34 protein-coding genes and 1 tRNA gene are annotated in these 24,820 nt (G+C 68.1%); 23 read left to right on the top strand and 12 right to left on the bottom strand.

The window, feature by feature from the left end:
* Positions 1 to 18 precede the first annotated feature (18 nt).
* From VF632_RS21655 to VF632_RS21710, 12 genes are read right to left on the bottom strand one after another with little or no spacing between them, the layout of a single operon-like run.
* On the bottom strand, positions 19 to 318 hold the full coding sequence (locus VF632_RS21655; RefSeq protein ID WP_331025009.1) for a hypothetical protein: 300 nt from the start codon (positions 316 to 318) through the stop codon (positions 19 to 21).
* Complete coding sequence (locus VF632_RS21660; protein ID WP_331025010.1) at positions 315 to 509, bottom strand: hypothetical protein; 195 nt, start codon at positions 507 to 509, stop codon at positions 315 to 317. The genes VF632_RS21655 and VF632_RS21660 overlap by 4 nt, the downstream gene beginning before the upstream one ends.
* The gene (locus tag VF632_RS21665) at positions 506 to 823 is read right to left on the bottom strand and encodes a hypothetical protein (protein WP_331025011.1); all 318 of its coding nucleotides are present in this window, start codon (positions 821 to 823) and stop codon (positions 506 to 508) included. Before VF632_RS21665 ends, VF632_RS21660 begins: the two co-directional genes overlap by 4 nt.
* On the bottom strand, positions 820 to 2,043 hold the full coding sequence (locus VF632_RS21670; protein WP_331025012.1) for an ExeA family protein: 1,224 nt from the start codon (positions 2,041 to 2,043) through the stop codon (positions 820 to 822). Before VF632_RS21670 ends, VF632_RS21665 begins: the two co-directional genes overlap by 4 nt.
* Positions 2,040 to 2,312 carry a hypothetical protein gene (locus tag VF632_RS21675; protein ID WP_331025013.1) on the bottom strand — a complete coding sequence of 91 codons (273 nt, stop codon included), beginning with the start codon at positions 2,310 to 2,312 and terminating at the stop codon, positions 2,040 to 2,042. The genes VF632_RS21670 and VF632_RS21675 overlap by 4 nt, the downstream gene beginning before the upstream one ends.
* On the bottom strand, positions 2,312 to 2,638 hold the full coding sequence (locus VF632_RS21680) for a hypothetical protein (RefSeq protein WP_331025014.1): 327 nt from the start codon (positions 2,636 to 2,638) through the stop codon (positions 2,312 to 2,314). The genes VF632_RS21675 and VF632_RS21680 overlap by 1 nt, the downstream gene beginning before the upstream one ends.
* Complete coding sequence (locus VF632_RS21685) at positions 2,631 to 2,909, bottom strand: hypothetical protein (protein WP_331025015.1); 279 nt, start codon at positions 2,907 to 2,909, stop codon at positions 2,631 to 2,633. The genes VF632_RS21680 and VF632_RS21685 overlap by 8 nt, the downstream gene beginning before the upstream one ends.
* Positions 2,902 to 3,285: a hypothetical protein gene (locus VF632_RS21690; protein ID WP_331025016.1), complete on the bottom strand. Its 384-nt coding sequence runs from the start codon at positions 3,283 to 3,285 to the stop codon at positions 2,902 to 2,904. The genes VF632_RS21685 and VF632_RS21690 overlap by 8 nt, the downstream gene beginning before the upstream one ends.
* Before the next feature lie 44 nt (positions 3,286 to 3,329).
* Complete coding sequence (locus VF632_RS21695; protein ID WP_331025017.1) at positions 3,330 to 5,003, bottom strand: hypothetical protein; 1,674 nt, start codon at positions 5,001 to 5,003, stop codon at positions 3,330 to 3,332.
* 1 nt (position 5,004) lies between these two features.
* Positions 5,005 to 5,442 carry a hypothetical protein gene (locus tag VF632_RS21700; RefSeq protein WP_331025018.1) on the bottom strand — a complete coding sequence of 146 codons (438 nt, stop codon included), beginning with the start codon at positions 5,440 to 5,442 and terminating at the stop codon, positions 5,005 to 5,007.
* Positions 5,439 to 6,308 (bottom strand): hypothetical protein, encoded by an 870-nt coding sequence (locus tag VF632_RS21705; RefSeq protein ID WP_331025019.1) that lies wholly within the window; start codon positions 6,306 to 6,308, stop codon positions 5,439 to 5,441. Before VF632_RS21705 ends, VF632_RS21700 begins: the two co-directional genes overlap by 4 nt.
* Positions 6,308 to 6,589 carry a helix-turn-helix domain-containing protein gene (locus VF632_RS21710; RefSeq protein WP_331025020.1) on the bottom strand — a complete coding sequence of 94 codons (282 nt, stop codon included), beginning with the start codon at positions 6,587 to 6,589 and terminating at the stop codon, positions 6,308 to 6,310. Before VF632_RS21710 ends, VF632_RS21705 begins: the two co-directional genes overlap by 1 nt.
* Before the next feature lie 123 nt (positions 6,590 to 6,712).
* Here VF632_RS21710 and VF632_RS21715 point away from each other — a divergent pair, with 123 nt between their 5' ends.
* The 23 genes from VF632_RS21715 to VF632_RS21825 all read left to right on the top strand — a co-directional run bounded on the left by VF632_RS21715 (position 6,713) and on the right by VF632_RS21825 (position 24,817).
* On the top strand, positions 6,713 to 7,210 hold the full coding sequence (locus tag VF632_RS21715) for a hypothetical protein (RefSeq protein WP_331025021.1): 498 nt from the start codon (positions 6,713 to 6,715) through the stop codon (positions 7,208 to 7,210).
* Between the two features lie 450 nt (positions 7,211 to 7,660).
* A complete protein-coding gene (locus VF632_RS21720; protein WP_331025022.1) occupies positions 7,661 to 8,359 on the top strand; it encodes an N-acetylmuramoyl-L-alanine amidase in 699 nt (232 codons plus the stop codon).
* Between the two features lie 2 nt (positions 8,360 to 8,361).
* Positions 8,362 to 8,865 carry a hypothetical protein gene (locus VF632_RS21725; protein ID WP_331025023.1) on the top strand — a complete coding sequence of 168 codons (504 nt, stop codon included), beginning with the start codon at positions 8,362 to 8,364 and terminating at the stop codon, positions 8,863 to 8,865.
* A gap of 111 nt (positions 8,866 to 8,976) precedes the next feature.
* Positions 8,977 to 9,378, top strand: a complete 402-nt coding sequence (locus tag VF632_RS21730) for a hypothetical protein (protein WP_331025024.1) — start codon at positions 8,977 to 8,979, stop codon at positions 9,376 to 9,378.
* Positions 9,375 to 9,662 carry a hypothetical protein gene (locus VF632_RS21735; RefSeq protein ID WP_331025025.1) on the top strand — a complete coding sequence of 96 codons (288 nt, stop codon included), beginning with the start codon at positions 9,375 to 9,377 and terminating at the stop codon, positions 9,660 to 9,662. Before VF632_RS21730 ends, VF632_RS21735 begins: the two co-directional genes overlap by 4 nt.
* The gene (locus tag VF632_RS21740) at positions 9,637 to 9,804 is read left to right on the top strand and encodes a hypothetical protein (RefSeq protein ID WP_331025026.1); all 168 of its coding nucleotides are present in this window, start codon (positions 9,637 to 9,639) and stop codon (positions 9,802 to 9,804) included. The genes VF632_RS21735 and VF632_RS21740 overlap by 26 nt, the downstream gene beginning before the upstream one ends.
* Positions 9,805 to 9,851: 47 nt before the next feature.
* Positions 9,852 to 10,250 carry a hypothetical protein gene (locus VF632_RS21745; RefSeq protein WP_331025027.1) on the top strand — a complete coding sequence of 133 codons (399 nt, stop codon included), beginning with the start codon at positions 9,852 to 9,854 and terminating at the stop codon, positions 10,248 to 10,250.
* A 99-nt stretch (positions 10,251 to 10,349) separates the two neighbouring features.
* Positions 10,350 to 12,104 carry a hypothetical protein gene (locus VF632_RS21750; protein WP_331025028.1) on the top strand — a complete coding sequence of 585 codons (1,755 nt, stop codon included), beginning with the start codon at positions 10,350 to 10,352 and terminating at the stop codon, positions 12,102 to 12,104.
* Complete coding sequence (locus tag VF632_RS21755; protein WP_331025029.1) at positions 12,101 to 13,579, top strand: hypothetical protein; 1,479 nt, start codon at positions 12,101 to 12,103, stop codon at positions 13,577 to 13,579. Before VF632_RS21750 ends, VF632_RS21755 begins: the two co-directional genes overlap by 4 nt.
* The gene (locus VF632_RS21760) at positions 13,579 to 13,857 is read left to right on the top strand and encodes a hypothetical protein (protein ID WP_331025030.1); all 279 of its coding nucleotides are present in this window, start codon (positions 13,579 to 13,581) and stop codon (positions 13,855 to 13,857) included. Before VF632_RS21755 ends, VF632_RS21760 begins: the two co-directional genes overlap by 1 nt.
* Positions 13,854 to 14,675 (top strand): hypothetical protein, encoded by an 822-nt coding sequence (locus tag VF632_RS21765; RefSeq protein WP_331025031.1) that lies wholly within the window; start codon positions 13,854 to 13,856, stop codon positions 14,673 to 14,675. The genes VF632_RS21760 and VF632_RS21765 overlap by 4 nt, the downstream gene beginning before the upstream one ends.
* A 38-nt stretch (positions 14,676 to 14,713) precedes the next feature.
* The gene (locus tag VF632_RS21770; protein ID WP_331025032.1) at positions 14,714 to 14,929 is read left to right on the top strand and encodes a hypothetical protein; all 216 of its coding nucleotides are present in this window, start codon (positions 14,714 to 14,716) and stop codon (positions 14,927 to 14,929) included.
* Between the two features lie 5 nt (positions 14,930 to 14,934).
* Complete coding sequence (locus VF632_RS21775; RefSeq protein WP_331025033.1) at positions 14,935 to 17,313, top strand: hypothetical protein; 2,379 nt, start codon at positions 14,935 to 14,937, stop codon at positions 17,311 to 17,313.
* A gap of 56 nt (positions 17,314 to 17,369) precedes the next feature.
* A tRNA-Met gene (locus tag VF632_RS21780) sits at positions 17,370 to 17,445 on the top strand.
* A gap of 37 nt (positions 17,446 to 17,482) precedes the next feature.
* A complete protein-coding gene (locus VF632_RS21785; RefSeq protein ID WP_331025034.1) occupies positions 17,483 to 17,695 on the top strand; it encodes a hypothetical protein in 213 nt (70 codons plus the stop codon).
* Entirely contained in the window at positions 17,692 to 18,348 is a 657-nt protein-coding gene (locus tag VF632_RS21790) for a hypothetical protein (RefSeq protein WP_331025035.1), read from the top strand. Before VF632_RS21785 ends, VF632_RS21790 begins: the two co-directional genes overlap by 4 nt.
* Positions 18,349 to 18,354: 6 nt before the next feature.
* On the top strand, positions 18,355 to 18,927 hold the full coding sequence (locus VF632_RS21795) for a hypothetical protein (RefSeq protein WP_331025036.1): 573 nt from the start codon (positions 18,355 to 18,357) through the stop codon (positions 18,925 to 18,927).
* Positions 18,924 to 19,397: a hypothetical protein gene (locus VF632_RS21800; protein WP_331025037.1), complete on the top strand. Its 474-nt coding sequence runs from the start codon at positions 18,924 to 18,926 to the stop codon at positions 19,395 to 19,397. Before VF632_RS21795 ends, VF632_RS21800 begins: the two co-directional genes overlap by 4 nt.
* Positions 19,394 to 19,624, top strand: coding sequence for a hypothetical protein (locus VF632_RS21805; protein WP_331025038.1), 231 nt, complete (start codon positions 19,394 to 19,396; stop codon positions 19,622 to 19,624). The genes VF632_RS21800 and VF632_RS21805 overlap by 4 nt, the downstream gene beginning before the upstream one ends.
* Positions 19,624 to 20,604: a hypothetical protein gene (locus VF632_RS21810; protein WP_331025039.1), complete on the top strand. Its 981-nt coding sequence runs from the start codon at positions 19,624 to 19,626 to the stop codon at positions 20,602 to 20,604. Before VF632_RS21805 ends, VF632_RS21810 begins: the two co-directional genes overlap by 1 nt.
* Before the next feature lie 108 nt (positions 20,605 to 20,712).
* Positions 20,713 to 21,129 (top strand): hypothetical protein, encoded by a 417-nt coding sequence (locus VF632_RS21815; RefSeq protein ID WP_331025040.1) that lies wholly within the window; start codon positions 20,713 to 20,715, stop codon positions 21,127 to 21,129.
* A 38-nt stretch (positions 21,130 to 21,167) separates the two neighbouring features.
* Positions 21,168 to 21,296 (top strand): hypothetical protein, encoded by a 129-nt coding sequence (locus VF632_RS21820; protein WP_331025041.1) that lies wholly within the window; start codon positions 21,168 to 21,170, stop codon positions 21,294 to 21,296.
* Complete coding sequence (locus tag VF632_RS21825; protein ID WP_331025042.1) at positions 21,293 to 24,817, top strand: phage tail tape measure protein; 3,525 nt, start codon at positions 21,293 to 21,295, stop codon at positions 24,815 to 24,817. Before VF632_RS21820 ends, VF632_RS21825 begins: the two co-directional genes overlap by 4 nt.
* Positions 24,818 to 24,820: the final 3 nt, after the last annotated feature.

Genomic DNA, 24,820 nt, shown 5'->3' on the forward strand with positions numbered 1-24,820 from the left:
CGTGGATAGCCGCGGCGCTCACGAGAGCCACACGTCGCGAGATTCGACCGATGCCATCGGGTGCCCGGAGTCGCAATGAGTCGTCTCGTACATGAGCACTTCGTGCCCAGTCCCCATGTCGGCCAGGGCGACGGTGCGCCGCTGGGTCATCGGCGAGGGCACCTCCACGATCGAGACGATCACCAGGTCCATGAGGCGCCCGTCAGGCAGGATGTAGATCGTCGCAAGGGCATCGCCGGGCGGGAGCTTGCTCGCCGCCTCGATGTCGCGCAGGACGGACTCATTAGGGTTTCCATCTTCATCGAATATCGAGATCACGACGACCGGCCCCCGAAGAGGGCACGCACGGCGCGCAGGACTGCGCGGCGCACGTGCTCGTGGAAGAAGACGCACCGGAACCGGCTCGGCAGCGCGTACTGCTCGACGACGCGTTGCCGGGCGGCGTGGCAGGTGACCCGGTACGGGCAGCTGCTGCACACGCCGGCGGGCGAGTACTCGCCACCACTCACGGGGCCACCCTGAGCACCCGGTGGAACAGCCGCTCGGCCCCGACGATCTCCGGCGAGCGATCCATCTCGTGGACCCAGGACACGTCGATCGGCTCGGTCGGGGGTGTGCCGAGAGGCGGGTCCAGGTCGACGATGCGGCGCGCCCGGCACTGCGGGTTGCGGCACTCCTCGTAATCGTGCGAGCGGGTGCCGGCCTCCTTACGCCAGTCGTGGGCGTCCCCGCAGGGGCTCCCGGCGGGAACGAGGAGCACCGCCTCGCGGCTCTTCCGGCCCGGTAGCGGAAAGAACGGAAGTCGGAGCGGAAGCCGGCTCATGCGGACCCCCAGCGCTGGAGTTCCTCCCGCGTGGCGCTGAACACGTCCTCGACATGCTCCGCCGTGACGCGATCATCGCCCAGGACGTTGGCGCGGTTCAGGGCGGCGGTCGCGCAGTTGTTGACCTGCAGCGCGATCTGCTGGCGGTGGACCCCGAGGCGCCGCTCGATCTCCATGATCGCGTCGTCCTCGAACAGGGCGTCGACCTTCGCGTCGCCCACGAGCGCCAGCCGGGCGGCGATGTAGCCGCGGACCTCACCCCGCTCGATCATCGGACCCAGCTCCATCGTCGTGCAGCGCAGCGCCACCTCGGTCAGGATGGGGCTGCGCTCAGGGTCCATGCGGGTGCGCAGCTCGTGCTGGCCAACGAGCAGGATCCCGAGGAGAGCCAGGTACCCGTGCCGCACCTCGTGCAGGCGCTTCAGGTCCTTCAGCGTTTCGATCGGGAGCTCGTGCGCCTCGTCGATCGCCAGGATGACGCGATGCCCGGCCTTGTACAGGCGGAGCAGGACCTCGGCGAGCATCGCGTCCCGGGCGTTGACGTTCCGCGGGGTGACCTGGTCGGGCGAGTCGGCCAGCTGCCGGAGCAGCTCGGCGACGATGTGGTGCGCGGTCATCCGCCGGCGCTCGATGTTGGCCGGCGCCACGACGATCAGCTTGCCGGCGGTGAGCTCGGCCGCGTCGTGCAGCGCGCGGTCCCGCAGCAGGCTCTTGCCGACGCCGGGCTGGCCATACAGCGCCATCATGCCGGCACGGGTGATGACCTGCGTGAGCCGCATCAGCGCCGCGCGGTGGGCTGCGCTGAGGTAGATGTTCATGAGCCGCGGCTTGCCGTCGGCGTCGGCGATCGCCTCCGGCGCGAACGGGTCTCGGAAGAGCCGGTGCTTCGCGAGCACCGTCTCCGAAAGGAACTGCGCTTCCATCAGGACCTCCGGACGAGGTGTGGCGGTGTTGGGGCGCGCCGGGCGGCGGCGCGCCCCGGCGGGTTCGGGCCCGATCTTCTCCCACAGGTCCGCGGGTACGGGGACGTTGCGCTCGCGGAGGACGGCCTCGACGTCGGCCCGAGGGGAGCCCTTCTGTTCCTCGCGCTTGCCCGCGAGGAACAGAGACCAGCTGGTCTTGCTCCGGCCGCGGCGGTCCACCAGGTCGTTCAGGTGGATGCCGTGCTCGGCCAGGTAGTCCCGCGCGCGGTACGCGACGGCGACGGGAGGCGGGCTCATCGGCGGGTGTCCTCCGGGCGGGAGGTGTTGAGGAGGATCGCCACCGACCAGTCCCCGAGCGGGTCCTGGTCGACGGTGATCTGAACGGCGACGGTGTAGCCGTTCGGCACCTCGGGAAGGAGCCGGGCTACGGCTTGGCGCGACCGCTCCGCCAGGACTGCGGCCGTGGAGGAGATGTGCGCGGCGTTCTTCTCCTGGAAGAGCTGCCATGCGACGCTGAGCGCGCGAAGGATCGCGCCCTTCTTGGCCGAGGCGGTGAGCCGGACCATCAGAAATCCGGCTGGTCGAACGTGGGCAGATCGGTCGTGCCGCTGCGCACCTCGCGCACGACGCGGCGGATCTGCTCTTCCATTGCCATTCGCTTGCGTGACTCGGCGATGTAGAACCGCCGCCGGATCTCGTTGGCGGCCTCGGTGCAGAGGGTGCACGCGTAGCCCAGCGCGCCGTCTTTCGTGCGCGTGGACGCCGCGACCATGGTCCCGCAGGTCTCGCAGGCCGCCGCCGGCGTCACGCGGGCGGCGAGGTCGGGGCGGCTGGTCTCGGCGTTGACGTCGGGCAGCCGGGCGGCGAGGGTGTGGGGCGTGGGATTACACACGTGCCGCCTCCTTGACCGCCGCCGCCACCTGCGGCTCGTCGGCGTAAACACCGCTGTCGATATGGCCCTGCAGTACGAAGGCGAAGTCTAGAGGGCCCATCAGCAGCATCCCGCGCCAAGTGCGGGTCCACACCCACAGAGCGCCTGGCACGTCGCAGCGCGGGCTCCACCCACGCTTCCGCAGGTAGTCCTGCTTGCGGTACTTGAGGTTTTCTTCCGTGGCTGCGATGCGCCGGTAGGGCCGCAGGTCCACCTTCTGGGAATCACGCATGGGCCACCTCCGCCCGCCCCTGCTGAACCTCCTCCTCCGGTCGGGCGAAAGCCTCGCTGGGCAACTCGCGCTGGGACAGCGACACCGCCCACGCGCACATGGTCGTGGACATTTGCTCCGACAGCTCCATCGGGCCGAGCGAGTTGAGGACGCTCTGCGCGAAGCTGCAGGCGTATAGCGCGGTCGTCGCTGAGCTGAGGATGACCGCGGTGGTGGGATCGGATACCAGGGCGACGATCTCGCCCTCATGGTTCCGGAGCCCGTACCACCCACCCACCCGCACGATCGGGAGGGGCATCGCCTCGGGCGTCTCGCGCGCCCAGGCGAGCTCGTCCGGTACGGTGACCGGAACTGCGGGAAGCTTGTGTGATGGCATGGCAGGGTTGTCGCCTTCCTCGAAAGTTTTGCGGTGCCGGTTTTCTACGCCGACACCAGGGTGAGCCGCGGGCCCTGGTGGCCTTCCCCGCGGTCCTTCAGAAACTCCTCAAGCTCAACCTCTGGGATCTCCGGCCGTCCGCAGATCAGCGCCTCGATCACGAGTCTGTCGGCTGCGCTGGGCGGAGTTCCGATCAGCTTCTCCGCCGCGAGGCGGTCGATCACCTTGCTCCGGCGGATGAGCCGCGTGGGCGCGGCGGCGGCGGCGAGCGGGTGTTCCACCTCCTGGGGCCGGCCGACGTAGGTCGTCTCCGACTTCCGGACCCGGTAGTCGAGCACCAGGTGCGGATCGATCGGCACGACCTGGCCAGCGGCGTCGATGATGGACAGCTCCCGGCTGAGCAGATCGCGCTTGCGTTCCACGCCGGCGGGCACCGGCGCGCTCTTGAACTCGCCCGCCGCGTCCGGCATGGCCTCCTGGGCCGCGATCTCGTGCTCCTCGCGATCGAGCACCACGGTGATGCGGCTCATGTCCGCATCGAGGTACAGCACCGGAACCTTGGTCTTCAGGAAGTCGATGAACGGCGCGCGGCGGGGCAGCTGGTACGTCGTGCCCTTCAGCTCGATCGTGAGGTCGGTACGCACCAGGCGCGTCGTCTCCTGGTAGCTGAGCCGCCGCGTGATCTCCGAATCGGGTAGCAGCCGCACCTGGGCGCCGTTGCCGAGCCATCGCTGGAACGGGGCGATGTTCGTCTCGGAATGCGGGCGGCGATTGAGCGCGACGAGGAATTTCCAGAGCGCCTGGTTCATCTCCTCCATCCCGTCGAACCGGCGCCACCTGGTCACCTTCTCGAACGCCTGCACGATCCTGACGGCCGCTTCCACCTTGCCCTTCGCCTGGGCATTGGTCTCGTGTTCGGTGGAGGGCTTCGCGTGGGTGAGCTCGACTTCCAGCTGAGCCATCGCGCGCTTCAGCAGCCCCGAACGGATGCCGGATCCCTGGTCCGCGTACACGCGTTCCGGTACGCCGTAGGCCGGCCAGATCGTCGGGTCCGCCGGCTTGCGCCACGACTTGAGCATCAGGTCGAGCCAGCTCAGGCCGTCCTCGGAGTTGTAGAAGCGGCCCCACCTGACGCGTGTGTGGTCGTCCACCATCACGATCAGCCACACCCGCGGGCGGCCGTTGCCATCCTTGTTCTTGTTGCGGACGACGGCTGCCTCGTAGCCGATGGTGTTGTCCTTATCGATGTAGTAGGAGTGGGCGCAGGTCGAGTCGATCTGCATGAGGTAGCCCGGGTAGGGCGCCTCCCACCGGCGGTGCACGCGCAGGTCGGTGGCGTTGTCACGCCGGCTGATCCGGTCCTCCCGCAGGTAGCGCCGGAGCGTCTCCGGGTGACACGCGAGCTCCGGCAGCCCGGCGTTCACGCGGGCCGCGTTGTACGTGTCGATCGCCAACTCGGCGTCGTAGTCGTAGCGGACCACCATGGCCGCGATCGTGAGGTACTCTTCCTCGTCCATGGCCCGCTTGGCGCCGGCGTCCGAGCGCCGCTTCCGGACACGCACCGTCCCCTCGAGCGCGCGGTAGATCGTGCTCGGATTGACGGAGAGGGCATCGGCCTTCTCTCTCACGAACCGCGAGCGTTGGCCGTGCGGGATCCGCTCGGCCGCGCGGCGCAGCTCGTCCAGTACTTCGTAGGACAGCGAAGGCGTGCGCGGCATTTCAGGCGGCGGCTACGGGCAGCGCGTGGGTTTCGGTGCGGCCAGCGCGGGTGCGGCGACCGCGGATGCGCGCGACACCGCGCAGCTTCTCAACACTGAAGTCAATCCGGTCCCCATTCCCCCAGAGCGCGTCCGTCGCGTACTTGGCACGGAATGCCTGAATTGCTGCGGCAACCGTCTCCAGCCGCGCGGGGGACATACGGTCGGCCCCGAAAGTCGCCTCACCTGCGGCCGTCCAGGCCTCGTCCCAGCGGCGGTTCCTCTGGTCTCCAATAGCGAGCAGCGCGGGGACGAGATCCACGGCGTAGTCGGAGCGGCGCCAGGCCGGGAGCGCAGCGTCGAGGCACTCCTCCATCTCACGGCGCGCAGCCTCGTATGCTCGTGAAGCTTCTTCGGACACGAACGCGTCGAATTCATTCTTATCACGCAGCATCGTCACCACCCCTCGTTGAGGTCGCGCGCCGCCGCGGCGAGCGCGTTGGGATCGAAGTCGTTGTCGCCCACCAGCTCGGCCGGGGAAGCCGCCCCCGCACCGTAGTCGATCAGCACGTTGAGTTCGCTCTGGAGCTGCCGGACGAACCGCAGCACCAGCTGAGGATCCGGCTCGTCGCGGCAGACGATGTCGTTGAGCAGGCGCAGGTGCCGGAAGGCTCGCCCGAATTCCTCCTCCATCGGCGAGAGGTCCTGGATCTCGGCCCGCTTCTCCAGCTCCTTTGCTCGCGTGATCGCTTTGGTGAGGCTGTCCTGCAGCGTGCCGAACTGCTCCTGGCCCACCTTCAACTGCTCCCGCATTGCGGCGACTTCCGCAGCGACGTCGTCCATCAGCTCGCGGATCTCTTCCTTGTGGTCCGCGTCGAGCGGCACGCGCTTGCCGTTCGGGAATTCCACCTCCCCGCTCTCCAGCAGCCGAGGCCGCTCGGCTTCCGGGATCGCGCGCAGAGTCCGCAGCGTGCCTCTGCTGAGGCCCATGTCCGCCGCGGCCTGGAGGAACTCCGCGCCGAGCTCGTCCAGGAGCACGAGCCGCTCGTCGACGGTGCGCCGAGACGGCTCCCCAGGCAGCAGCTGGCAGAACTCCGCCCAGGTCACGCCGAGGGCGGAGTACGCTTCGCTGTCCTTGACCTGCTTCAGGGTGATCAGCATCGACACATCGCTGCTCGCCCTGGAGAACATGAAAGCGCTGGCCATCCCGAGCCGGCGAACGACGTCCAGCGCCGCGGCCTGTTCGCTCCTGGTACTCAGCAGCTGCTGGAACCGGGACGGGACTGGCGCCAGCCGCCCACTTTCCGTGGTCAGATTTTGCGTCATCACTGGGTTTTTTCCGGGACGGAGTGGCGCCGCGGCGCCACTTTGGACACAGCGGACGGCGGGGTCAGGGGTGCCGTCGGCCAAAGAACAGGAGCCTTAGCCGGAATCTTCGCGGCCGCCTCGGCAACGGCGGCCTGGATGCGCGCGCGCTGCTCCGGCTTGGACCACCTGTCGGCCAGATACTTGTAGAGCGTCTGGCGGCTGAGCCCTGTCTCGCGAGCCAGCATGCTCACGGTCAGGCCCACGTCGATCAGAGCTTTCTTGATTTCGGCCGATACCATGTGTAGCTTGTGCCGGGTTTACATGTGTCAACGTTCGATGGAAATATTACCAGCTTAATGGAAGTGTTGTCAACCCTCTTCACAGCACTGATTCCAAACCCTTCATCTTAAACGGTTTCCAACATGGCCGACGCTGCCGACTGGCAGACCCTTAGACCACACCTGGTTGACTATGTGAAGGCTGCCCGGAGCTCGCGGGCAGTTGCCGATGAGATCGGGATATCCCACACTGGCCTGCGCGCGATCGTCGAGAACGACGGGCGCGTGCCGTTCCCGGGGACCCAACAGAAGGTCGCGACCTTCCTCCGGCGAAAAGGTTTCGAGGTGGAAGCGTTTCCGGAAGAAGGCGCATTGGATTCTGGAACCGGTTCCAGCGCTGCCGAGGACCGCCCCGAAGCTGACGTTGAGGATGTACTGCGCTACTTTGCGGGCGAGAACCCTGAGATGTTCCGAATGCTGGAGGTCGTTATCGAGAACATCGCGGAGCCAGGGGAGCGGCGGTACGTGGCGTACACCGTGATCAAGAGCGTCAAGGAAACCCTCATTCACATGCGGCGGCCGATCCCGCCGCGGCTGTTCGAACTCGAGCGGCGGCTGGTCGGGCCTTCATCCCACGCGTGACGGAACCACTTCCCCACATTTGTCGAGAGAGGAACTTTATGTTCGAAGGTCTGATTCTGATGGCGGCGATCTACGTGGCGGTGCGCCTCTTCGACCGGGCAGCTGAGGTAGGGGAGGCTGAGGGTAGCGAGCTTCGGTCGCACGTTCTTGCCGTCGCTGCCGTGCTGTGCCTGGTGTGTGCGGGTTACGCTTTGGCGCACGTCCGCGATTTTGAGGGGATGTTGCTGCAGGCGACTGAGGGCACCGCAAATCCGCCAGGTGCAAGCGCCGCGTTCGGGGGGGGGGGCGCGTTAGGGGGGGGAGGGCCGGGCGGGGGGCGCGCCGCCAAACTCGCACGACTTTCGCGACTTTCGCGACACACTAATTAAGACGACCAAGTACACTGGAGCCTCGCACACCGCGAGGCTCCTTTTCTTTTTGTGCACCAGTTCCCACGTCCCCTTCCCAGATATGCTCACCATCGTGCTGGACCCGGGCCACGGGGGCGCACGCGCCGACGGCCGCCCGGGGATCGACCCCGGCGTAATCGTCGAGGGTGTCAAGGAGTCCGCGGTCGCGGTGGCCTACACGGCCGAGCTGACGCGCGCCCTCCTGCGCGCTGGCCACCAGGTCGTCACGACGCGGACAGGGGACAACGTCGCCCTCACGCTGAGCGATCGCGCAGGAATCGCGAACCGCTGCCCAGGGCGAGTGGTGTTCGCGTCTCTCCATTGCAACGCCGCGCCAGGCGCAGCAGCGCATGGCTTTCAGGTGTTCCACTGCCGCGGGTCCGACGCGGGGCAGCGGCTTGGAGAGACCATCACGGCGGCCGTCGTGCCCGCCGTCGCGCCCAGGACGGATCGCGTGGGAGTGTTTCCGGACCAGAGCATCCACTGCGGCTACACTCAGGCGGCGAACGAGTACGTCGCGAGCCTGCGGGAGGATCGGCGGCTGGACTGGAAGGCTGCAGACGGGAAGGTGCGCGAGCGCTTCGGGCCCCACCGCGGCTACCGCTCTCTCGCGGTGCTTCGGCAGACCACGATGCCGGCCGTGCTGATCGAGCTGGATTTCGTGACGAACCCGTCCGCGCGCGCGCGCCTCCTGGATGACGGCTACCGCCGGTCCGTGTGCGCGGCGATCGCGAGCGGCTTCACCACGTGGGCGAGCTGACGATGGCGAAGAAGACACCGGAGCTGGCGAAGCTGCGGCTCGACGATAACGCGCTCTTCGATCGGGCCGCCCGCTACGAACAGGCGAAGCGGATCCAAGGTCGCGTGGAGCGAATCGCGAAGGAGGTCCAGGGGCAGATCTGCGACGAGCTGCAGCTGCGCGGCGTGGGCAGCGTCGACGACGGACGCGAGACCACCATCACCCTAGTCCAGACCGTCACCTACGACGCGGACGGACTCGCGGGCGAGGTGACACCGGCCGTGCGGCGGGACCTATTCGAAGAGAGCCACGACCTGAACGCCCTGCCGGAAGATGTGCGGGCAACGATCCTGGAAAGCCTCACGCCGGCGCAGCGCCGCGGCATCCGCAGCTTGGCCATCAAGAACGTGAAGGCGCTCCAGGAGGCGATCGGAAAACGGATCACCGTTGCGAAGGCGCGGAAGCACAGGAAGCTCGGCAGCCCGTACATCCGGATCAGCCACGGCGCCAAGCAGGCGAAGCGCTGAAGCTGCTCGTTCGCCGCCCCCCGAGAGGGCGGGGGCGGCGGGCAGAAAAGTCGCGGCTCACCCCGGCCCCCCGCCGCCCGGCCAACCAAACTTATGATGAGGGTCCCGACGATGAAGGACGAGGAGCGGAGGGAATTCGTGCAGCGCCTGGCCGACTGCGAGGAGAACATCCGCAAGGTCGTGTCGGACGTGATGGCCAAGAACTCCGGCGCGCGCGATCGCCGTGCGGCCATCAGCGACCGGGTAACCATCCTGTTCGCCTCCATCGAGGACGCCATCTACCACGACCTGACGGCCGCCGCGAGTCCGCCGGCGAGCAGGGACAAGCGGATCCGCGATCTCCACGAGAAGATGGACTCCGTGCTGTCCGTGCATGCGGAGCTCGACCGGGGCCGCCGGGAGATCTACCACGAGCTCGATGAGATCGAGGTGCGGGAGCAGCGCCTCCAGGCGGAGCACCTTCGCAGCGAATTCGACGCCGAGCTCGACCGCCTGCCGGCCCCCCGCCGGTGATCCAGGCAGTGGACCCGCAGGAGCTGATGGGCTGGGAAGCAGTGCTGCAGAGCCCGGTTGCAGTGGCGCTGCTGCTCCTTGCCGGCCTGATCACCATCACCGGCCCTCTGCTCCTGGTGGTCCGGTCGCAGTATCTCGAGAACAAGGAGCTGAACCGGGAATTCCGGGAGCATCTGCGCGTCACTGCCGACTTCCACTCCGCGTTCGCGAACGCCCAGGCGATCCTCCACCTGCAGGAAATGAAAGATGCGCGGCCCGATGAAACTGCTCGCCCACATTCGTAACGAGCTGCGCTGGTGGTCCATCGAGCGCGACGTCGATCGTGCCCTGGCCGCCAGCGTGCGCGCCGTGCTGAACCTTCGCACCAGGCAGATGCGTGAGGCGGTGCGGCAGGCGCACGCCCTCGGCATTCTGGCGCCGCGCTGAAATGAGCAGTGGCGCACTCACCCGCGCTGCGCCTCCGCGCGCAGCAAATGATCGTGGCCGGCTGGTCGCAGGCGCACGTCAGCCGCGAGCTGGAGATTCCCGCCGCGACCCTGAAGCGCTGGGTCAAGGCGGGCGGGTGGGCGCGGCTGCGCAGGCAGGCGGAGGAGCTGCAGCGCAATGCCGGCGAGCTCGTCCTCGGGATGATGCGCGCAGCCCGGGACAGCCACGATCCGCAGCAGGCGTATGCAGCGGCCACCGCCGCCAGGTTGAGCGGCCTGATGCGGCCGCCAGCGCTGGGTCCAACGCCGGCCGAGGTGGCAGAGGCGCTGCTCGACGTGCTGATCGCGGATCCGGAGCTTGGGCCCGCGCTTCGGAGGCGCCGCGCGGAGGTGCTCACGGCGGTGTCGAAAAAAATCGCCGAGCTCCACGGGCCGGCGGGCTCATGATAGCCGGGGAAACGTTGCGAAACGGGTTTCCCGGGCCCAACGCTGCCCCGCGGGTCAGGTTCGTCGCGTCGGGTCCCGGCACCGCATACAGGGGCCGCTGTGGCTGATCGCATTCTCGACCTCAGCTCACGGCTTGGCGCACGCATTCCGGAGCCCGAACCGGAGGTGCAGCAGCCCGACGCGGCCGCGGATGACGTCGAGGAGATCCGGGCTGAGGCGCGCCGGTACCTGGGCCTGCAGCCGGATGCCCCGCTGGAGGCCATCCAGGCGCGCTTCGCCGAGTGCTACTGGGACCACTGGATCTTCTTCGGGGCTGAGTGGCGGCGGAACAAGCGCGGCGTCGAGAATCCGAACGCGGAGTTCCACCGCACGATCGCGGACCGGCTGCAGGCGCTGGTGCTGCGGCAGACCGAAGAGGACCAGGAGGCGTTCGCGTGCCCGCGCGAGCATGCGAAGACGGTCATCTTCGCGATGCACCTGATGATCTGGGCCGCCGCCAATCAGTTGGCCCGCTTTGGCATCTACATCTCCGACACCAGCGACCAGGCGCGCGGCGTCATCGCCGACATCCGGGCGGAGCTGGAGACGAATGAGCGGCTCGTCGCCATCTACCCCGCCCTGGTCGAGTTCCTGGAGAAGCCGCGGGTGAACTACCTGGTGCTAGGCACCGAGTGCGTGATTGCCGGCGCCGGGTCGATGAAGAAGATCCGCGGTGCGCGCTGGCGGCGCTTTCGGCCGGACCTGGTGGTAGGCGATGACCTGGAGAACGACCAGGAGGTTCTGAACCCCAAGCGTCGGAAGCGGAAGGCAAGCTGGTGGAGCAAAGTCCCGCGGAAGCTGGGCCGCGCCGCCGTGTTCGTGGTGCTGGGGACGATCCTCCACGCCGACAGCTTCCTGAAGAACCAGGTTGCCGGCGACGAGGACGTCTACCGCGCGATCGTCCGGTACCCGGACGAGCTGGAGGGGCTCTGGAAGCAATGGGAGGCGGTCTACCACGATCGCTCCCTGAAGAACCGCAAGGCCGCGGCTCGCGCCTTCTACGTCGCCAACCAGGCGGCGATGGACCGGGGTGCCGAGGTCCTGTGGCCGGAGATGTTCACGCTCTACGGCCTCATGGTAGAGCGGGCGGAGGATCTCGCGTCGTTCCTGTCCGAGCGGCAGAACGATCCGTTCGATCCGGCGGGCAGCTACTTCCCGGAGATCGAGTACCTGGATCAGCGTGAGCTGCCGGCCGACGACCAGGTGCTCCTCACGGTGCAGTTCTGGGATCCCAGCCGCGGCACCACGAAGAGCGACACGTCGGCGCTTCCCGAGATCGACTTCATGAAGGACGGGCGTCGCGTCGTGCGCTGGGCCATCGCCACGCAGATGCGTCCGGACGACGTGATGGACGCGAGCATCGCCCGGCACAAGCTGCGGCGGATCCATGCGACCGGCGTCGAGAAGGTCGCGCTCAGCTCCTACGACGAGCAGCTGGAGGCGCGGGCCCGGGCGGCGCAGGTGACCATCAACCTGGTGCCGGTCACGCCGAAGGGAGACAAGTCGCTCCGCATCAAGTCGCGTCGCGGCGCAGTCGTGTCGAAGCAGCTGCTCTTCAACGATGCGCTGCCGGCGAGCGCCAAGGAGCAGATCTCCTACTACGGCCAGCACCCCAACGATGACCTGTGGGACGCGATCGACCAGGCGCTCACGCTCGGAGACAGCATGATCCAGGACGTTGAGCCGGCGAGCGGTACCCGTGAACCCGAAGCGGAGGATGGCCGCCTCGATCACGAGGGACTGTTCGAGCGGCCCGGTATGCTGTCCCACCTGGCGGAGCGGATCGGGCGCCGGCTGAGCGGGGGCTGGTCGTGAGCGGGTGGCGCGACCGCCTGGTCGAGCGGTTCTTCCCCGACGTCGTCGAGCGCCGGATCCAGGAGGCGCTCCCCGCCGCGAGCAGCACGGGCGAGAACGATGGGTTCCGGCGGCTCACCGATTCCCAGCGCGACCTGGCGCCGCTCACGCACGACCGGCAGCGCGAGATTGCGGTCTACCTGTGGACCTACAATCCGCTCGCCAGGCGCATCATCAACGCGATGGTCGAGTGGGTGATCGGCGAGGGAATCCAGATCCACGCCGACGATGAGCGCACCCGCGACTATCTGAACCGGCACTGGAATGATCGCCAGAATCGCTGGGACCTGCGGCTCGAAGACAAGGTCCGCGAGCTGTACTTGATGGGCGAGCAGTTCTGGCCGGCGTTCACCAACCCGCACGACGGGCAGATGCGGCTTGGGCTGCTCGACCCGGGCCGGGTGAGCCGGGTCATCCTGGATCCCGACAACGCGCTGCTGGCGATTGGGGTCGTGACGAAGGGGCGGGGGCCCGGAGACGAGCGCCGCTTCCGCACCGTGCTGCTCCCCCAGGAGGAAGAGATGCTGGGGCCCGCGGCGCTGGCGGAGCGGGAGGGGATGCAGCAGGGGGAGCTCTTTGCCTTCGCCGTGAACAAGCTCTCTAACCAGAGCCGCGGCATCAGCGAGCTCTTCGCCCTGGCCGACTGGCTCGACGGGTACGAGCAGCTGCTCTTCGCTCAGCTGAACCAGGAGCGGGCCCGGAGCAACTTCGTCTGGGACGTCGAGCTCACCGGCGCCACCGAGACGGACATCAAGAAGAAACTGGAGACGATCAAGCCGCCGAAGCCGTTCTCCACCCGGGTGCACAACGAGAAGGAGAAGTGGAAGCTCGTTGGCCCTGAGACGGGCACGGCCGCGAACAATTCGGAAGCCGCTCGCCTGTACCGCAATCACGTGCTCGGCGGCGCCGCAATCCCCGAGCACTGGGTTGGGGGCGGTGGCGACGTGAACCGCGCCACCGCCGCGGAGATGGGCGCGCCCACGGAGAAGAGCTTCACGGCAAAGCAGCGCGTGATCCGCTACGTCCTGTCGGACGTGCTGGCCATGCAGATCGAGCGAGGGATCGCCGCTCGTGCGCTGCCGGACAACGATGAGACCCGGAAGTTCAGCCTGGTGATGCCCGACCTGAACACGCGCGACATCTCTCGCGTGTCGACGGGACTGCAGCAGGTGACCGCCGGGATGGTGCTGGCGCGCCAGCAGGGCTGGCTCTCCGACGATGTCGCCGCGCGCGTGCTCACCAGCATGCTCACGCACCTGGGCGTCGAGGCGGACGCCGAGGAGATGCTGGACAAGGGGAAGGAGCAGCTCAAGCAGACGCTCGTCGAGGAGGCGGCTCACCTGATGGGGCGTGAGCCCGCGGCGCGCCCGGGTGCCAGCTCCGAGGATGAGCATCGACCAAGGCCGGCGATCGGGTTCCGTGGAGGGCGGCCCTGATGCAAGCGCTCATCGACTTCATCATCCGTAACCTCATGGCATTCTGGCCCCTGGCCAGAGTGAACGCGTGGGAGATCGGTCTGCGGGTGCGCCTGGGGCACGTGCGGGAGGAACTCCGCACTGGCATTCACTGGAGGTGGCCGTTCCTGGATGAGGTTCGCATCCGGGCCGCTACCGCGGGCTGGGGGATCAAGGTGACCCGGCTTCATCTCACCGACCTGGTGGAGGCACGGCAGTACCGGTTTCACCACGGAGACTCTCCGCGAGCGTTCACGTGACACCGGCCGAGCAGCGCAAGCGGTTCATCGCCTCCGTCCAGGCGCAGATCCGCCGGCGCGGGCTGCAGCGGGACGACGGGGTGCTGCGAGTACTCGGGACCCTCATCGAGCTGCAGGCCCGCACGCGGGCCAGCCTGGAAGCGCTGCCGTCGGAGTTCGATGCCGCCCGATTGCCTGGTTTCCTGACGGAGATCGACGGCCACGTGGCCAAGTGGCGAGACCGCGCCCTCGGCGTGATGGACACGGTGCTGGAGCAGGCCTTCGAGCTGGGGCCGCAGATGGTGGATGCGCCGCTCAAGGCCGCGGGGATCAGCGTCCGGCTCCCGATGATACCGGAGTCGCTCCTGGAAGAAGTGAAGGACTACACCGCAAAGCGGATCACCGGCGTTTCCGAGCTGGCCCGCACGCGGATCGGGGACCACGTGCGCCTCACGGTCCTCGGCGGGAAGAGCCCGCACGAGGCCATGAAGGCAATCGGCGAGGAGGTGGATGGGCCCGGCCCGTTCCGGTACGTCAGCTTCCGGGCCGAGACGATCACCCGCACGGAGATGGGGAATCTGCATTCGGCGGCAGGGCAGCGCCGGCTGGAGGCCGCGGCCGAGGTGGTGCCCGGGATGAAGAAGCAGTGGCTATGGAGCGGCAAGGGCCGGGCGATGCATGCCTCGATCACCGGCCAGATCCGAGAAGTGAAGGAGGCGTTCGAGATGCCGGACGGGGCGAAGCTGCAGCACCCGCGCGATCCGGCAGGCGGCGTCGAGCACGTGGCCAACTGTGGCTGCGAGAGCGTGCCCTACATGGAGCACTGGGGCAAACAGTGACGGATCGACCAAACACCCCGTGACAGGAGTTACCCGAAGTGAACACGAGCGCAGCCACGACCACGACCACGCCGGTCGAGCCCGAGGAGATCCCCAGGGAGCTGCTCCTGCTGGTGCAGCGGCCGCCCCGGAAGAAGGGCGAGAAGGCCACCACGTTGAAGCGCGAGGACGTCTTCACCTGGGCGAAGACCAAGGAGGGCGTCGTCGTCGTCACGACGGACGGCCAGAAGCTGTTCGGTGAAAAGGCGGGCTGATCCCGATGCGCTCCTACGTGGCCGTCCTCCAGGAGGCCGGCGCCACCAGCCTCAGCGCCCAGGTGCGGGCCGTCGAGTCGGCGATCTGGGCGCGCAACCAACAGATGGAAGACGGCGGCGGCGGCGATCTCGCCGTCGCCGATACGGATTCGTGGTACATGGTCGATGTGTTTCCCGAGATGGCAATCGTCCGCCAGGGACGCGTGCTCCTCAGCGTGCCCTACAGCTTCAACGCAGAGGGCGCGGTGGAGTTCGGCGAAGCAACTCCCGTCGAGGCGGTCTACCAGCCGATCACCGTCCAGGAGAGCAACAACGTCGCTCCTGCGGACGGTGTCGCGGGGGCCGGCGGGTTGGAGTGGGAAGTCGAGATCATCCACCCCGGGCTCAGCAAGAACGGGCTTTACTACCGGCCGGAGGTCCTGGCTGCGGCGATCCCGCTCTTCGAAGGGATGAAGGTCTACTACTTCGACGACGACGCCCGTGGCCACAAGCAGGACGCCCGTATGAAGCAGCCCCGGCAGATGGTGGGCTGGATTGATGGAGTCCGGCAGCGGGAGGACGGCGTCATCCTCGGCACCCAGCACTTTCTGCAGGGCGGGGCGGCCGACGTCGTCCGCACCCAGGTCACCAGCGCCTGGCGGCGACAGAAGAAGGATCTGTTCGGGCTGTCGATTGACGCTCGCGGGCTCACGAAAGACAGGCTCGTGGAGGGCAGGACGGTGAAGGACGTCCAGGTGATCGGCCACGTCCTCTCCACCGACATCGTGCTGGATCCCGCCGCCGGCGGGGCATTCACCCGCCTGGTCGAGAGCAGCTCGGCCGAGGCACCAGGTCAACCGCAACACGAGAGGAACCACGTGGACAAGAGACAGCAGCTGCTGCGCCTCCTCGAATCCCGCCGGCCGGCTGCGCTCGCGGGCCTGGACCGGGAGAAGGCGGGACTGGCGGAGCTCATCGAGCTGGCCACGACGGAGGAGCTTCAGGAGGCGTTCGCCGCCGGCGCCGGCGGGCAGCCCATCCAGGCCGCCGGCACGGGCGGCGCCGGCGGCGGTGCGCAGCCGTCGCCCGCAGAGATCGCGCTCGCCGGGCTCCACGTGCGCCAGGCGCTGCAGGAGTCGGCGCTCCCCGACTTCACGCAGAAGCGTATCCGCGAGCGGTTCAAGGGGGCGGCTCCGACCGAGGAGCAGATCCAGGCGGCGGTGGACGAGGAGCGCGCGTACCTCGCCGTCGCCAACCCTACGCGCGTCGTGGGCCTGGGCGGCGCGCGGCAGGGCGCCGGCGTCTCGACGGCCGTCGGCGCCGAGTCGATCGACCGCATCCAGGCGGGGCTGGAGCGGGCGCTGGGGTTGGAGCCCGAGAACGCGGAGCTGCGGACGATCGCCCCGCTCAGCCTTCGCGGCGTCTACAACGAGATCACCCTCGGGCAGGACCCGGAGGTGCGCGGGCAGCTCCAGGAGAGCACCGCCAAGGAGATGCTCCAGGAGAACTTCACCAGCGCCACGCTCCCGCGGGTGATGGCCAACGCGCTGCACCGGCTGCTGACCAGGGACTACGCCGCGGTGGACTACGGGGAGAACCGGATCATCTCCATGTCGGGCAGCGCCACGGATTTCCGCGCCCAGGAAGCGGTGCGGATCGGGTACTTCTCCGACATCCCCGAGGTGAACCCCGAGAACGGCGCCTACCAGGAGCTGGCGCCCTTCGGCGAGGAGAGCACGACCTACGGAGTGGGGCAGCGCGGGGCGCAGGTGACGATCACCCGCCGGATGATCATCAACGACGATCTGGGCGTCGTGAAGAAGATGGTCAGCCGGCTCGGCCGCGCAGCCAAGCGCACGTTCGCGCGCTTCGTGTGGGAGTTCTACCGCAGCAACGCGGCCGTGGGCGACGGCACGCCGTGGTTCACGGTGGCGCACGGCAACCTGCTCTCCCAGCCGCTGGACGCAGCCGGGCTGCGTGCCGCGCGCAACGCCCTCTTCAACCAGCGGGAGCCCGGCGCGAACGAGCGACTCGCCCTCCGGATGCACCTCCTTGTGGTGCCGATCCAGCTGGAAGACGTGGCCACGCAGCTCAACACCCAGGGCGGCCTGAACAACGACAACCCCTGGAAGGGGAAGTTCGGAGCCAACGGCGAGAACATCCTGGTGAACCCGCTGCTCGATGACCCGAACGACTGGGGCGTGTTCGCCGATCCGGCCGACGTCGACCTGGTGGAGATCAAGTTCCTGAACGGCCAGGCCGAGCCGGAGCTCCTGATCGCCGACAACCCCACGGTGGGGCAGATGTTCACCCGGGACGAACTGCAGTACCGGATCCGCCACGAGTACGGCGGGGCGCCCACGGATCACCGCGGTGCCGTGAAGTCCGTCGTGGCCGCCGCCTAAAAAACCCGCGCGCCAGTCGCGACACGCTCGCGGCTGGCGTTGGGTAGCTTTGGTCCGCGGGAGAGGTGCATGGTGACACCACGGGATTCATGGGCCCGGTGACGTCCCGGTTCGAATCCGGCTCCCGCGCCATCGCGGCTTTCATCAACAGGGGGGAAAAGAGGCACACGTGCAGAAGCCTTCGATGGGCAGGATTGTCCACTACGTCGACCGCCGCGGCAACCCGTTCCCGGCGATCGTGCGTGTGACGTACAGCGGCGACTCCGAGCTGGTGGACCTCACCGCCTTCACTGACCGGGGCACGGCCGAGGCGGGTGTGAGGGTGCGCCGCTGCGACGAGCACAAGGACAACACGTGGCACTGGCCGGAGCGCGAGTCGTGAGCCTGGCCGATCTTCGCCCGCGCGTCCGCACCCTGGTGCGCGGCGGCGCGGCCAGTGTCGAGCCCGATTACGACGGGCATCTCCGGAACGCCGCGCTCGTTTATTCGCGGCGGCGGCCGCGCCTCCTGGTGCATGATCTGGTGAGCGATGGAAGTGGCCAGCTACCGCTCCCGGCGGAGTGGGTCACCGACTTCAGCGAGCCGCGGTCGGTCGAGTACCCGGTCGGCGGGCGCCCTCCCGAGCTGCTCAGCGCCCGCGAGTACTTCCTGTACGCGAGCCCCGCTGGTGAGGTCCTCGCCCTTCGTGACGTCGACGTGCCGGCGGGCGGCGTCGTGCGCCTCACGTTCAGCGCGCCGCACGTCATCGAGGAGGCGTCGACGACGCTGCCGCGGACGTGCTGGGACACGATCGAGAAACTCGCGGCGGGCAATGCGTGCCTGGAGATCGCGGCCGAGTACAGCCACTCCGGGGACCGCAGCGTCGGCCTCGACATGGTAGACCACGGAAGCAAGGGCAGCGAGTTCGAAAAGCGTGGCAAGACGTACCTGGCCAAGGCCACCGACGAGCTGCCGCAGCTCGAGGGCACCTCGGTGGAGGCGGCGGGCGGGGAGGTGAGCTTCGCCTCGGACGTCTGGTACCTGACGCATCGCTGAGGCGTCGTGCTGAGTATCACCATCGGAGCGGCGCCTTTCGCGGACCCCGGGCCGGTGCTGGTCCAGAACGTATCGGCCGGCATGCACGAGGCGGTCGCGCTCCTGGAGGCCGCGACCAAGCGTGAGACGCCGATCGGCGTGACGGAGGCGGCGCGCGGGTCGATCGCAGGCGAGGTGCGGATGGGCCAGGCGATCGGTGTGGGGCTGCCCGCTGGCGTGGTGGGGTCGCCGCTGAAGCACGTCGACGTCATCAACACCGGCCGGCGCCCCGGGCAGAAGCCGCCGCCCGTGGAAGCACTGGAGCTGTGGGTCCGTCGGAAGGTGCGCATCGAGCGAGTGCATGCGACCGGCAAGAAGGCTGGCCAGGTGAAGACGCGCCTCGGCAAGCGCCTGGTCCGCGCGCCCACGGTGACTGAGGCCCGGGGAATCGCGTTCGTGATCGCGCGCTCGATCGGCGCGAAGGGCATCGAGGGGCGGCACTTCTTCGAAAAGGCGATCGAGGCGAACACGTCGCAGCTGCAGCGGATCTTCGACAACGTGGGGCTTCGCATCACCGTCGACCTCACGCGAGGGAAGTGAAGCCGATGCTGTATCGCGATCGCGCGGCCGAGGTGGCGGCCAGGCTCGCGGCGCTGCCCGGCGCCGGCAGGGTGCATGACCGGGGGAAGGTCGTCCGCACCTCGGCCGAGCTGATCAGGCACTTCAAGGTCGAAGGCCAGGAGAAGATCTGCGGGTGGTTCGTCACCCGCTTCGCCGGCGCCGCGGACCCGGGCGCGCCGGCGCACTGGGAGGACCGGATGAAGCTGATCCGTTTCTGCGGGGTCCAGGACGAATCGGAATCGGAGCTGGACTTCCAGGAGTCGCTGGACGACGCGGTCGTGGAGTTCCGCGACAACCCTCAGCTGAGCTTCGGCACCGTGGCTGGCGAGCTGAAGATCCTGGTCGCTGAACCCAGGGATTTTATGGGCGGCGCCGTCTTCCACGTCGCGGAATGCGAACTCGTCGTAAGCCTCGACTTCTATCACGACCTGACCGGGAGGAGCGAGTGACGCTCGTTAACGAAGGGAACCTGGGCGGCCGCGACTTCGCGGTGACGAGGGATGATGGCGGCGCCCCCATCGCGTTCGTCTGCCTCGGCTGCCACCAGGAGTTCCCGATGGACCAGATGGACGATGGGAGCGCGGTGGAAGCGTTATCAAAGCACGAGTGCGGTAAGGCCGCGCCCCGCGCCGCCGGGCGGGCGGCCACGAAACCCAAACTTGAGGAGACGGCCTGATGCGCCGGACACGACTGCACGGCCTGCTCATGAGGCGGGAGGCCCTCTACGGGATTGACTCCGGGCCCACTCCCCTGGCGCACGGCGTCCAGTTGGAGGAGTCGCCGTGGAACACCTTGGAGGTGGACTACCTGGAGCGGAACGAGCGAGACCAGGCAGCGGGTTCCGGGCTTGGGTCCACCAGCGGGGCCCAGCCGAGCGGTCGCTGGGCCAAGTTCCGCGCTGTGATCGCGCTGAAGGGCGCCGCTGCCGCCGCCGACGTCCCCGAGATCGACGTAGCCTTTGCGGCGTGCGGACTGGTCCGCACCGACGACGCCACGCCCGGGGCCGAGAAGCGCACGTGGGCGCCGATCGCCGCGGGCCAGGAGGGCGAGAGCGTGACGGCCTACGCTTACGCTGGCGGGCTCCTGTACCGGATCGTCGGCGTTCGCGGGAAGATCACCAACGTCCAGCTCACCGCTGCCCAGATCTGCCGTGTCACCATGGAGTTCAACGGGCTGCTCGCCGGCGATCCTGAGGACGCGGTGCTGCCGGCGATCACCTACGCGCAGCGCGCGCTCAAGCCCCCGGTCGCGGGCGGTGGCGCGCTGAGCCTGAACGGCTACGGGCCGCGGTGGCACAGCTTCGCGTTCGACATGGGTACCGAGCTCGTCGCGCTCGCCCGGGGCAACGCACCTGGTGGGCACGCGGGCTACGGTATCGTGGACTACAAGCCGGTGGTTAAGGCCCAGATCGACGTGCCGCCGGTGCTCGCCGCCTTCAACCCCTGGGCGCTGGAGCGCACGGCCGAGGTGTTCCCTTGGAGCATCGCGCTTCCCGGCGCGCAGTACAACTCCTGGGTGATTGCGGGGCCGGCTGGCCAGATGGCTAAGGCTCCTCCGGGTGAACGCGACAAGTTGGCGATGGTCGACGTGCAGATCCGTGTGTGCGGCGATGACACCGATCCCGCCGCGGCCCCGTTCCGGTTGGTCCAGAGCTGAACCCAAAGGCCGGCTCCTCTGGGGGGCGGGGAGTTGGTGCCCGTTCCGTAGGGGCGCCCCGCGCCTGTTCCCTTTCCCCTTCCCATCCAACGAAAGGCACCGACCCAAATGCACAGCCTGCCCCGCCGCGTGAAGGAACTGCCGATCCCCATCCCAGGTTGCCCGGGAGTCGTAGTCCACGCCGAGCCGCTGACCGACGAGCAGTACCTGGTCATCAACGAAGGTGCGGTCCTCCAGTACGTGGACGGCCCCGACGGTGAACGCGTGAAGCGCTACGCGTTCCCGCTCTCCCCCCACGTCGAGTTCTTCCGGGACCGGCTCCGCTCCATCTCCGAGCTGGACATCGCCGGCGAGCCATTCGATCCGGCGAACGACGACCACGTCGCCAGCATTCCGGCGACGTGGAAGGCCGCCGTTCTCCAGCGGCTGGTACGCTACGCCCAAGGTCTGACGGAAGAAGAACTGGGAAACTCGCTGCCGCCGGCCGAGACCTCGTCCACGGATACAACGTCCTCGCCGACCTGAGCCCGCGCCTGCAGCGGCTGGTCAAGAGCTTCACATGGTTGGAGCTCTTCAAGAAATCGCCACTAGACCTCGGGCTGCGGCCGGAAGAACTCGACCCCGCATGGGAAGAGGCGATGATGGTCCTGAAGGCGGCGACTGAAGATGAGCAGCGGATGATGCGAGAATGAGCGGCACCAGGCACGAGATCGAAGTGGCACTGACCCCGACAGGCGGGCCGGAAACGGTCCGCCTTTTCGGGTTGGTGAACGCTTCACTCCACGAAACTGCTGGGGCTGCAACGACCGTGGCTGCGGCGACGGTCGGAGTGGACCGTGCCATCGAGAGCACGAACCTGCGTGGGTTCGCAGGTGCCGCCGCGAACGCAGCGGGCCAGCTGAAACCGATCGCTCCCGCGGCCACCCGGGCGGCAGAGGGCGTGTGGCTACTGGAAGCCGCCACGACTCAGGAAACGGCGGCGGGCAAGGTTCTGAACGGTACCCTGCAGGGCAGCGCCGAGTCCATGAACACCATTCCGCCGGCGGCTGCCGCCGCGGCGGAGGGTATCGAGACCCTCGCAGCCGAAAGCAGCAGGGCAGGCAACCAGGTCGAGGCGCTCCTCACCGACATGAACGCCCTCGTCAAGGACGGTTTTGACCGGGTTGTTTCTGGGTCCGGGCGCGCGCGCAAGGCGTTGAAGGACGTGGTCCCGCCGGAACTCGCGGCCGAGTTGAAGGTCATCGAGGCTCGCCTGAAGGACCTGCACGAGCAGCACGACGCGGGCGGCAGGATCCAGGGCGTCGGCAACTCGATGACCATGGGGATCACCGTGCCGGTGATGGCGGCCGCCGGCGCAGCGACGGCGATGCAGCTGTCGTTCGAGAACTCGCTGACTCAGTTGGAGACGCTCGTCGGCATCAGCAGCGAGCAGGTGCGCGAGTGGCGCGGCGAGCTGATGGAGATGGCGCCCGCGGTGGGCCAGTTCGCGGCCCCTCTGACGGACGGAATGCTCGCCATCACCGGCGCCGGTGTGCGCGGCGCTGAGGCGATGGAGCTGCTGGAGTACTCGGCAAAGGGCGCGTCGATGGGACTGGGCGAGGTCAACGACGTAGCCCGCCTCGGCACCGCCGCTGCCCAAGCCTACGCCGAGCAGCAGCTGGGTGGGAAGCGGGCGCTGGAGATCATCTTCGCGACTGCCCGCGAGGGCAACTTCGAGGTCTCTCAGCTGGCCGGCAGCATGGGAAGGGTGCTGCCGATTGCCGCCCAGCTGGGCGTCGAGTTCGAGGACGTCGGCGCGTTCATCGCGTCGTTCACCAAGGTCAACGGAGACGCCTCCCAATCGGTGACCGGGCTGGTGGCGTTCCTCCAGGCGTTGATCGCCCCAACAAAGGAGGGCGCCGAAACACTCGCCAAGGTAGGACTCTCGGCAGCGAAGCTACGGGAGGAAGTCAAAGACAAGGGGCTCACCCAAGCGCTCATCGACCTGATCGCGCTGTTCAAGAACAGCCCAGAGGAGTTGGTGAAGGTCATCCCCTCCATCGAGGGCCTGGTGGGGGCGCTGGGCACTGCGGGGTTGCAATCGGCCGACTTCACGCTGGTCGCTGACAATATCCACAAGTCTGCCAATGTCATTGACGATGCATGGGCCATCGTCGAAGACCGTGACGGCCACAAGCTAAAAACCGCCACGATCGAACTGTCGAACCTGGGAATCACCATCGGCGCCGAGCTCGCGCCGGCGCTGGTGGACCTGGTGAGGGCCGGCGTTCCCGTGATCCACTTCGTCGGCGACGTGGTGGAAGGGTTCGGGCTGCTGCCCGGGCCAATCAAGACGACGGCGTTCGTCATCGGCGGCGTCGTGGTGGCGATGGGTCCGTTCATCACCGTGCTTGGCACCGGGGTCCAGCTGCTCACGAGCGTGAGGATCGCCGCGGCAACGGCCTCCGCGGCGAACGCCCTCGGAGGTATGCCCGTGCTGTTGAGCGGGACCGCTGCAGCTGGTGTCGCGGCCGGCGCCGGTGCTGAGACGGCCGCCGCCGGCATCACCGCCGCCAACGCCGCCGCACGGGGGCTCGCGATCACCCTGGGCGTCGGCGCCGCGGTGCTGGTCGGACTGGGGCTTTTGGCCGCCGCCTTCGGGAACGCCGCCAGCAAGGCGCGCGAGATGGGCGAGACTGGGGAAGAGTCGGTCCGGAAGGTCCAAGCGGCGCTCACGCAGATGGACGTAGCCACGCTGCAGGGCGAAGAGGCGGCAGTCCGAGGGTCGCTTGAGCGCGTCCGCCAGGATCTCGCGAGGGAGCGGGCGGCATACCGCGGCCTTTCCGACAAGCCTGTCGTCGTCGCGGTCCGGCGCGTCGGCACTGGTGAGCGCGAGACGCTCGTCAACGAATACGGTCCCAGTGAGCAGGACCAAGCCGAGCAGCGTCTCCAGGTGCTCGCGTTGCAGCAAGTCCAGCTCGAGCAGCGCCGCGCGCAGATCGCCGCGGAGATCGCGAGCCAGCGGGCTGCGGCCGCACAGGCTGCTGAAGCACGACGCCTGGCAGACGCCACAGCTCGGCGCGGCGCCCAGCTGCTCGGCGTAGAAGATCCAGACGACGAGAAAAAGAAGCGCACTCCAATTCAGCTCGGGCTCCCGGGCACGCGTTTCAGCGACATCCCGCAGATGGGCGTCGGCAGCGCAGCTGCACTGGCGCTGCAGCCTCTGGATGCCGAGGTGAACACCGCCTTCGCCGCGGTGCAGGGACACTTCGCGGATCTGTCCACCCGCTCGGCCGAGTTGACCGTTGAGCTCGCCGTTGCAGGCGAGACGCTGGACCGGCTGCCACGCGGAAGCGAGGCCTTCAAGGATACAAACGAGCGTGTCCACGACCTCCGCATCGAGCTGCAGTCCGTGAACACGGAGCTGGCTGCCGTCCTTGCGGGGATGCAGCAGCTCGGGCGACAGGAGGGAATCTCGGTCGATGCGAAGGGCTTGCTCCCGATGATGCCCTTCACTCCCGACCCAGCGGCATTGCAGGCGATCACCGACCACGGCTTGCGTCAGCTGCAGGCGTTCGCAACTCAGCCCGGCCGTCGCGATTCGTATGGCCGCCTGGTCAACGGCCGCGGAACCCTTGCGGACGTTGTGGCGCGCGACCAGCAGACCACAACCTCGTCGATGCGAAAACGCGACGTTGAGATGGCCGCCCGCGCGGGAATCCAATGGGGGGACCTGTCGGAAGCGCAGCGGGCGACGGCCGGAAAGGAGAAGGACTACGCGGCGCTGTTCCGGAAGTTCCACGAGGGCGCGGACGAGATGGATCGGGCGGCCGCGGTAGCCGTTGGTGCGATGGGAGACGTGGCGCTCGCCTGGATCGAAGGCTCGGCCGACATCGAGCAGGCGGTGATCTCCAGCTTGACGACGATCGCCCAGGGCCTGCCTGGAATGGACCCGTTCACTGGAGCTCTCATCGGCACCCTTGGCAAGGTGATCGGCGGGCTTTTCGCCAGCCGTGAGCGCGATCGCGAGGATGATCGGGTGCAGCGTGTCCGCTTGGAGGAGTATTCTGATCGCGCGCTGCAGCAGCAGAAGCGGCGTGAGGGTCCCGATCGTGTGACCCTGCAGATGATCGACTCGCGGACCGGCCGCACGACCTCTGAGACGGAGTACTTCCTACGGCGACGAGCCCAGCGCGACGCCGTCGAGCGCCTTCCTCCAGCAACTACCCCCTGACGC

Origin of the sequence: Longimicrobium sp., assembly GCF_036388275.1 — a bacterium.
Classification (GTDB): Bacteria; Gemmatimonadota; Gemmatimonadetes; order Longimicrobiales; family Longimicrobiaceae; genus Longimicrobium.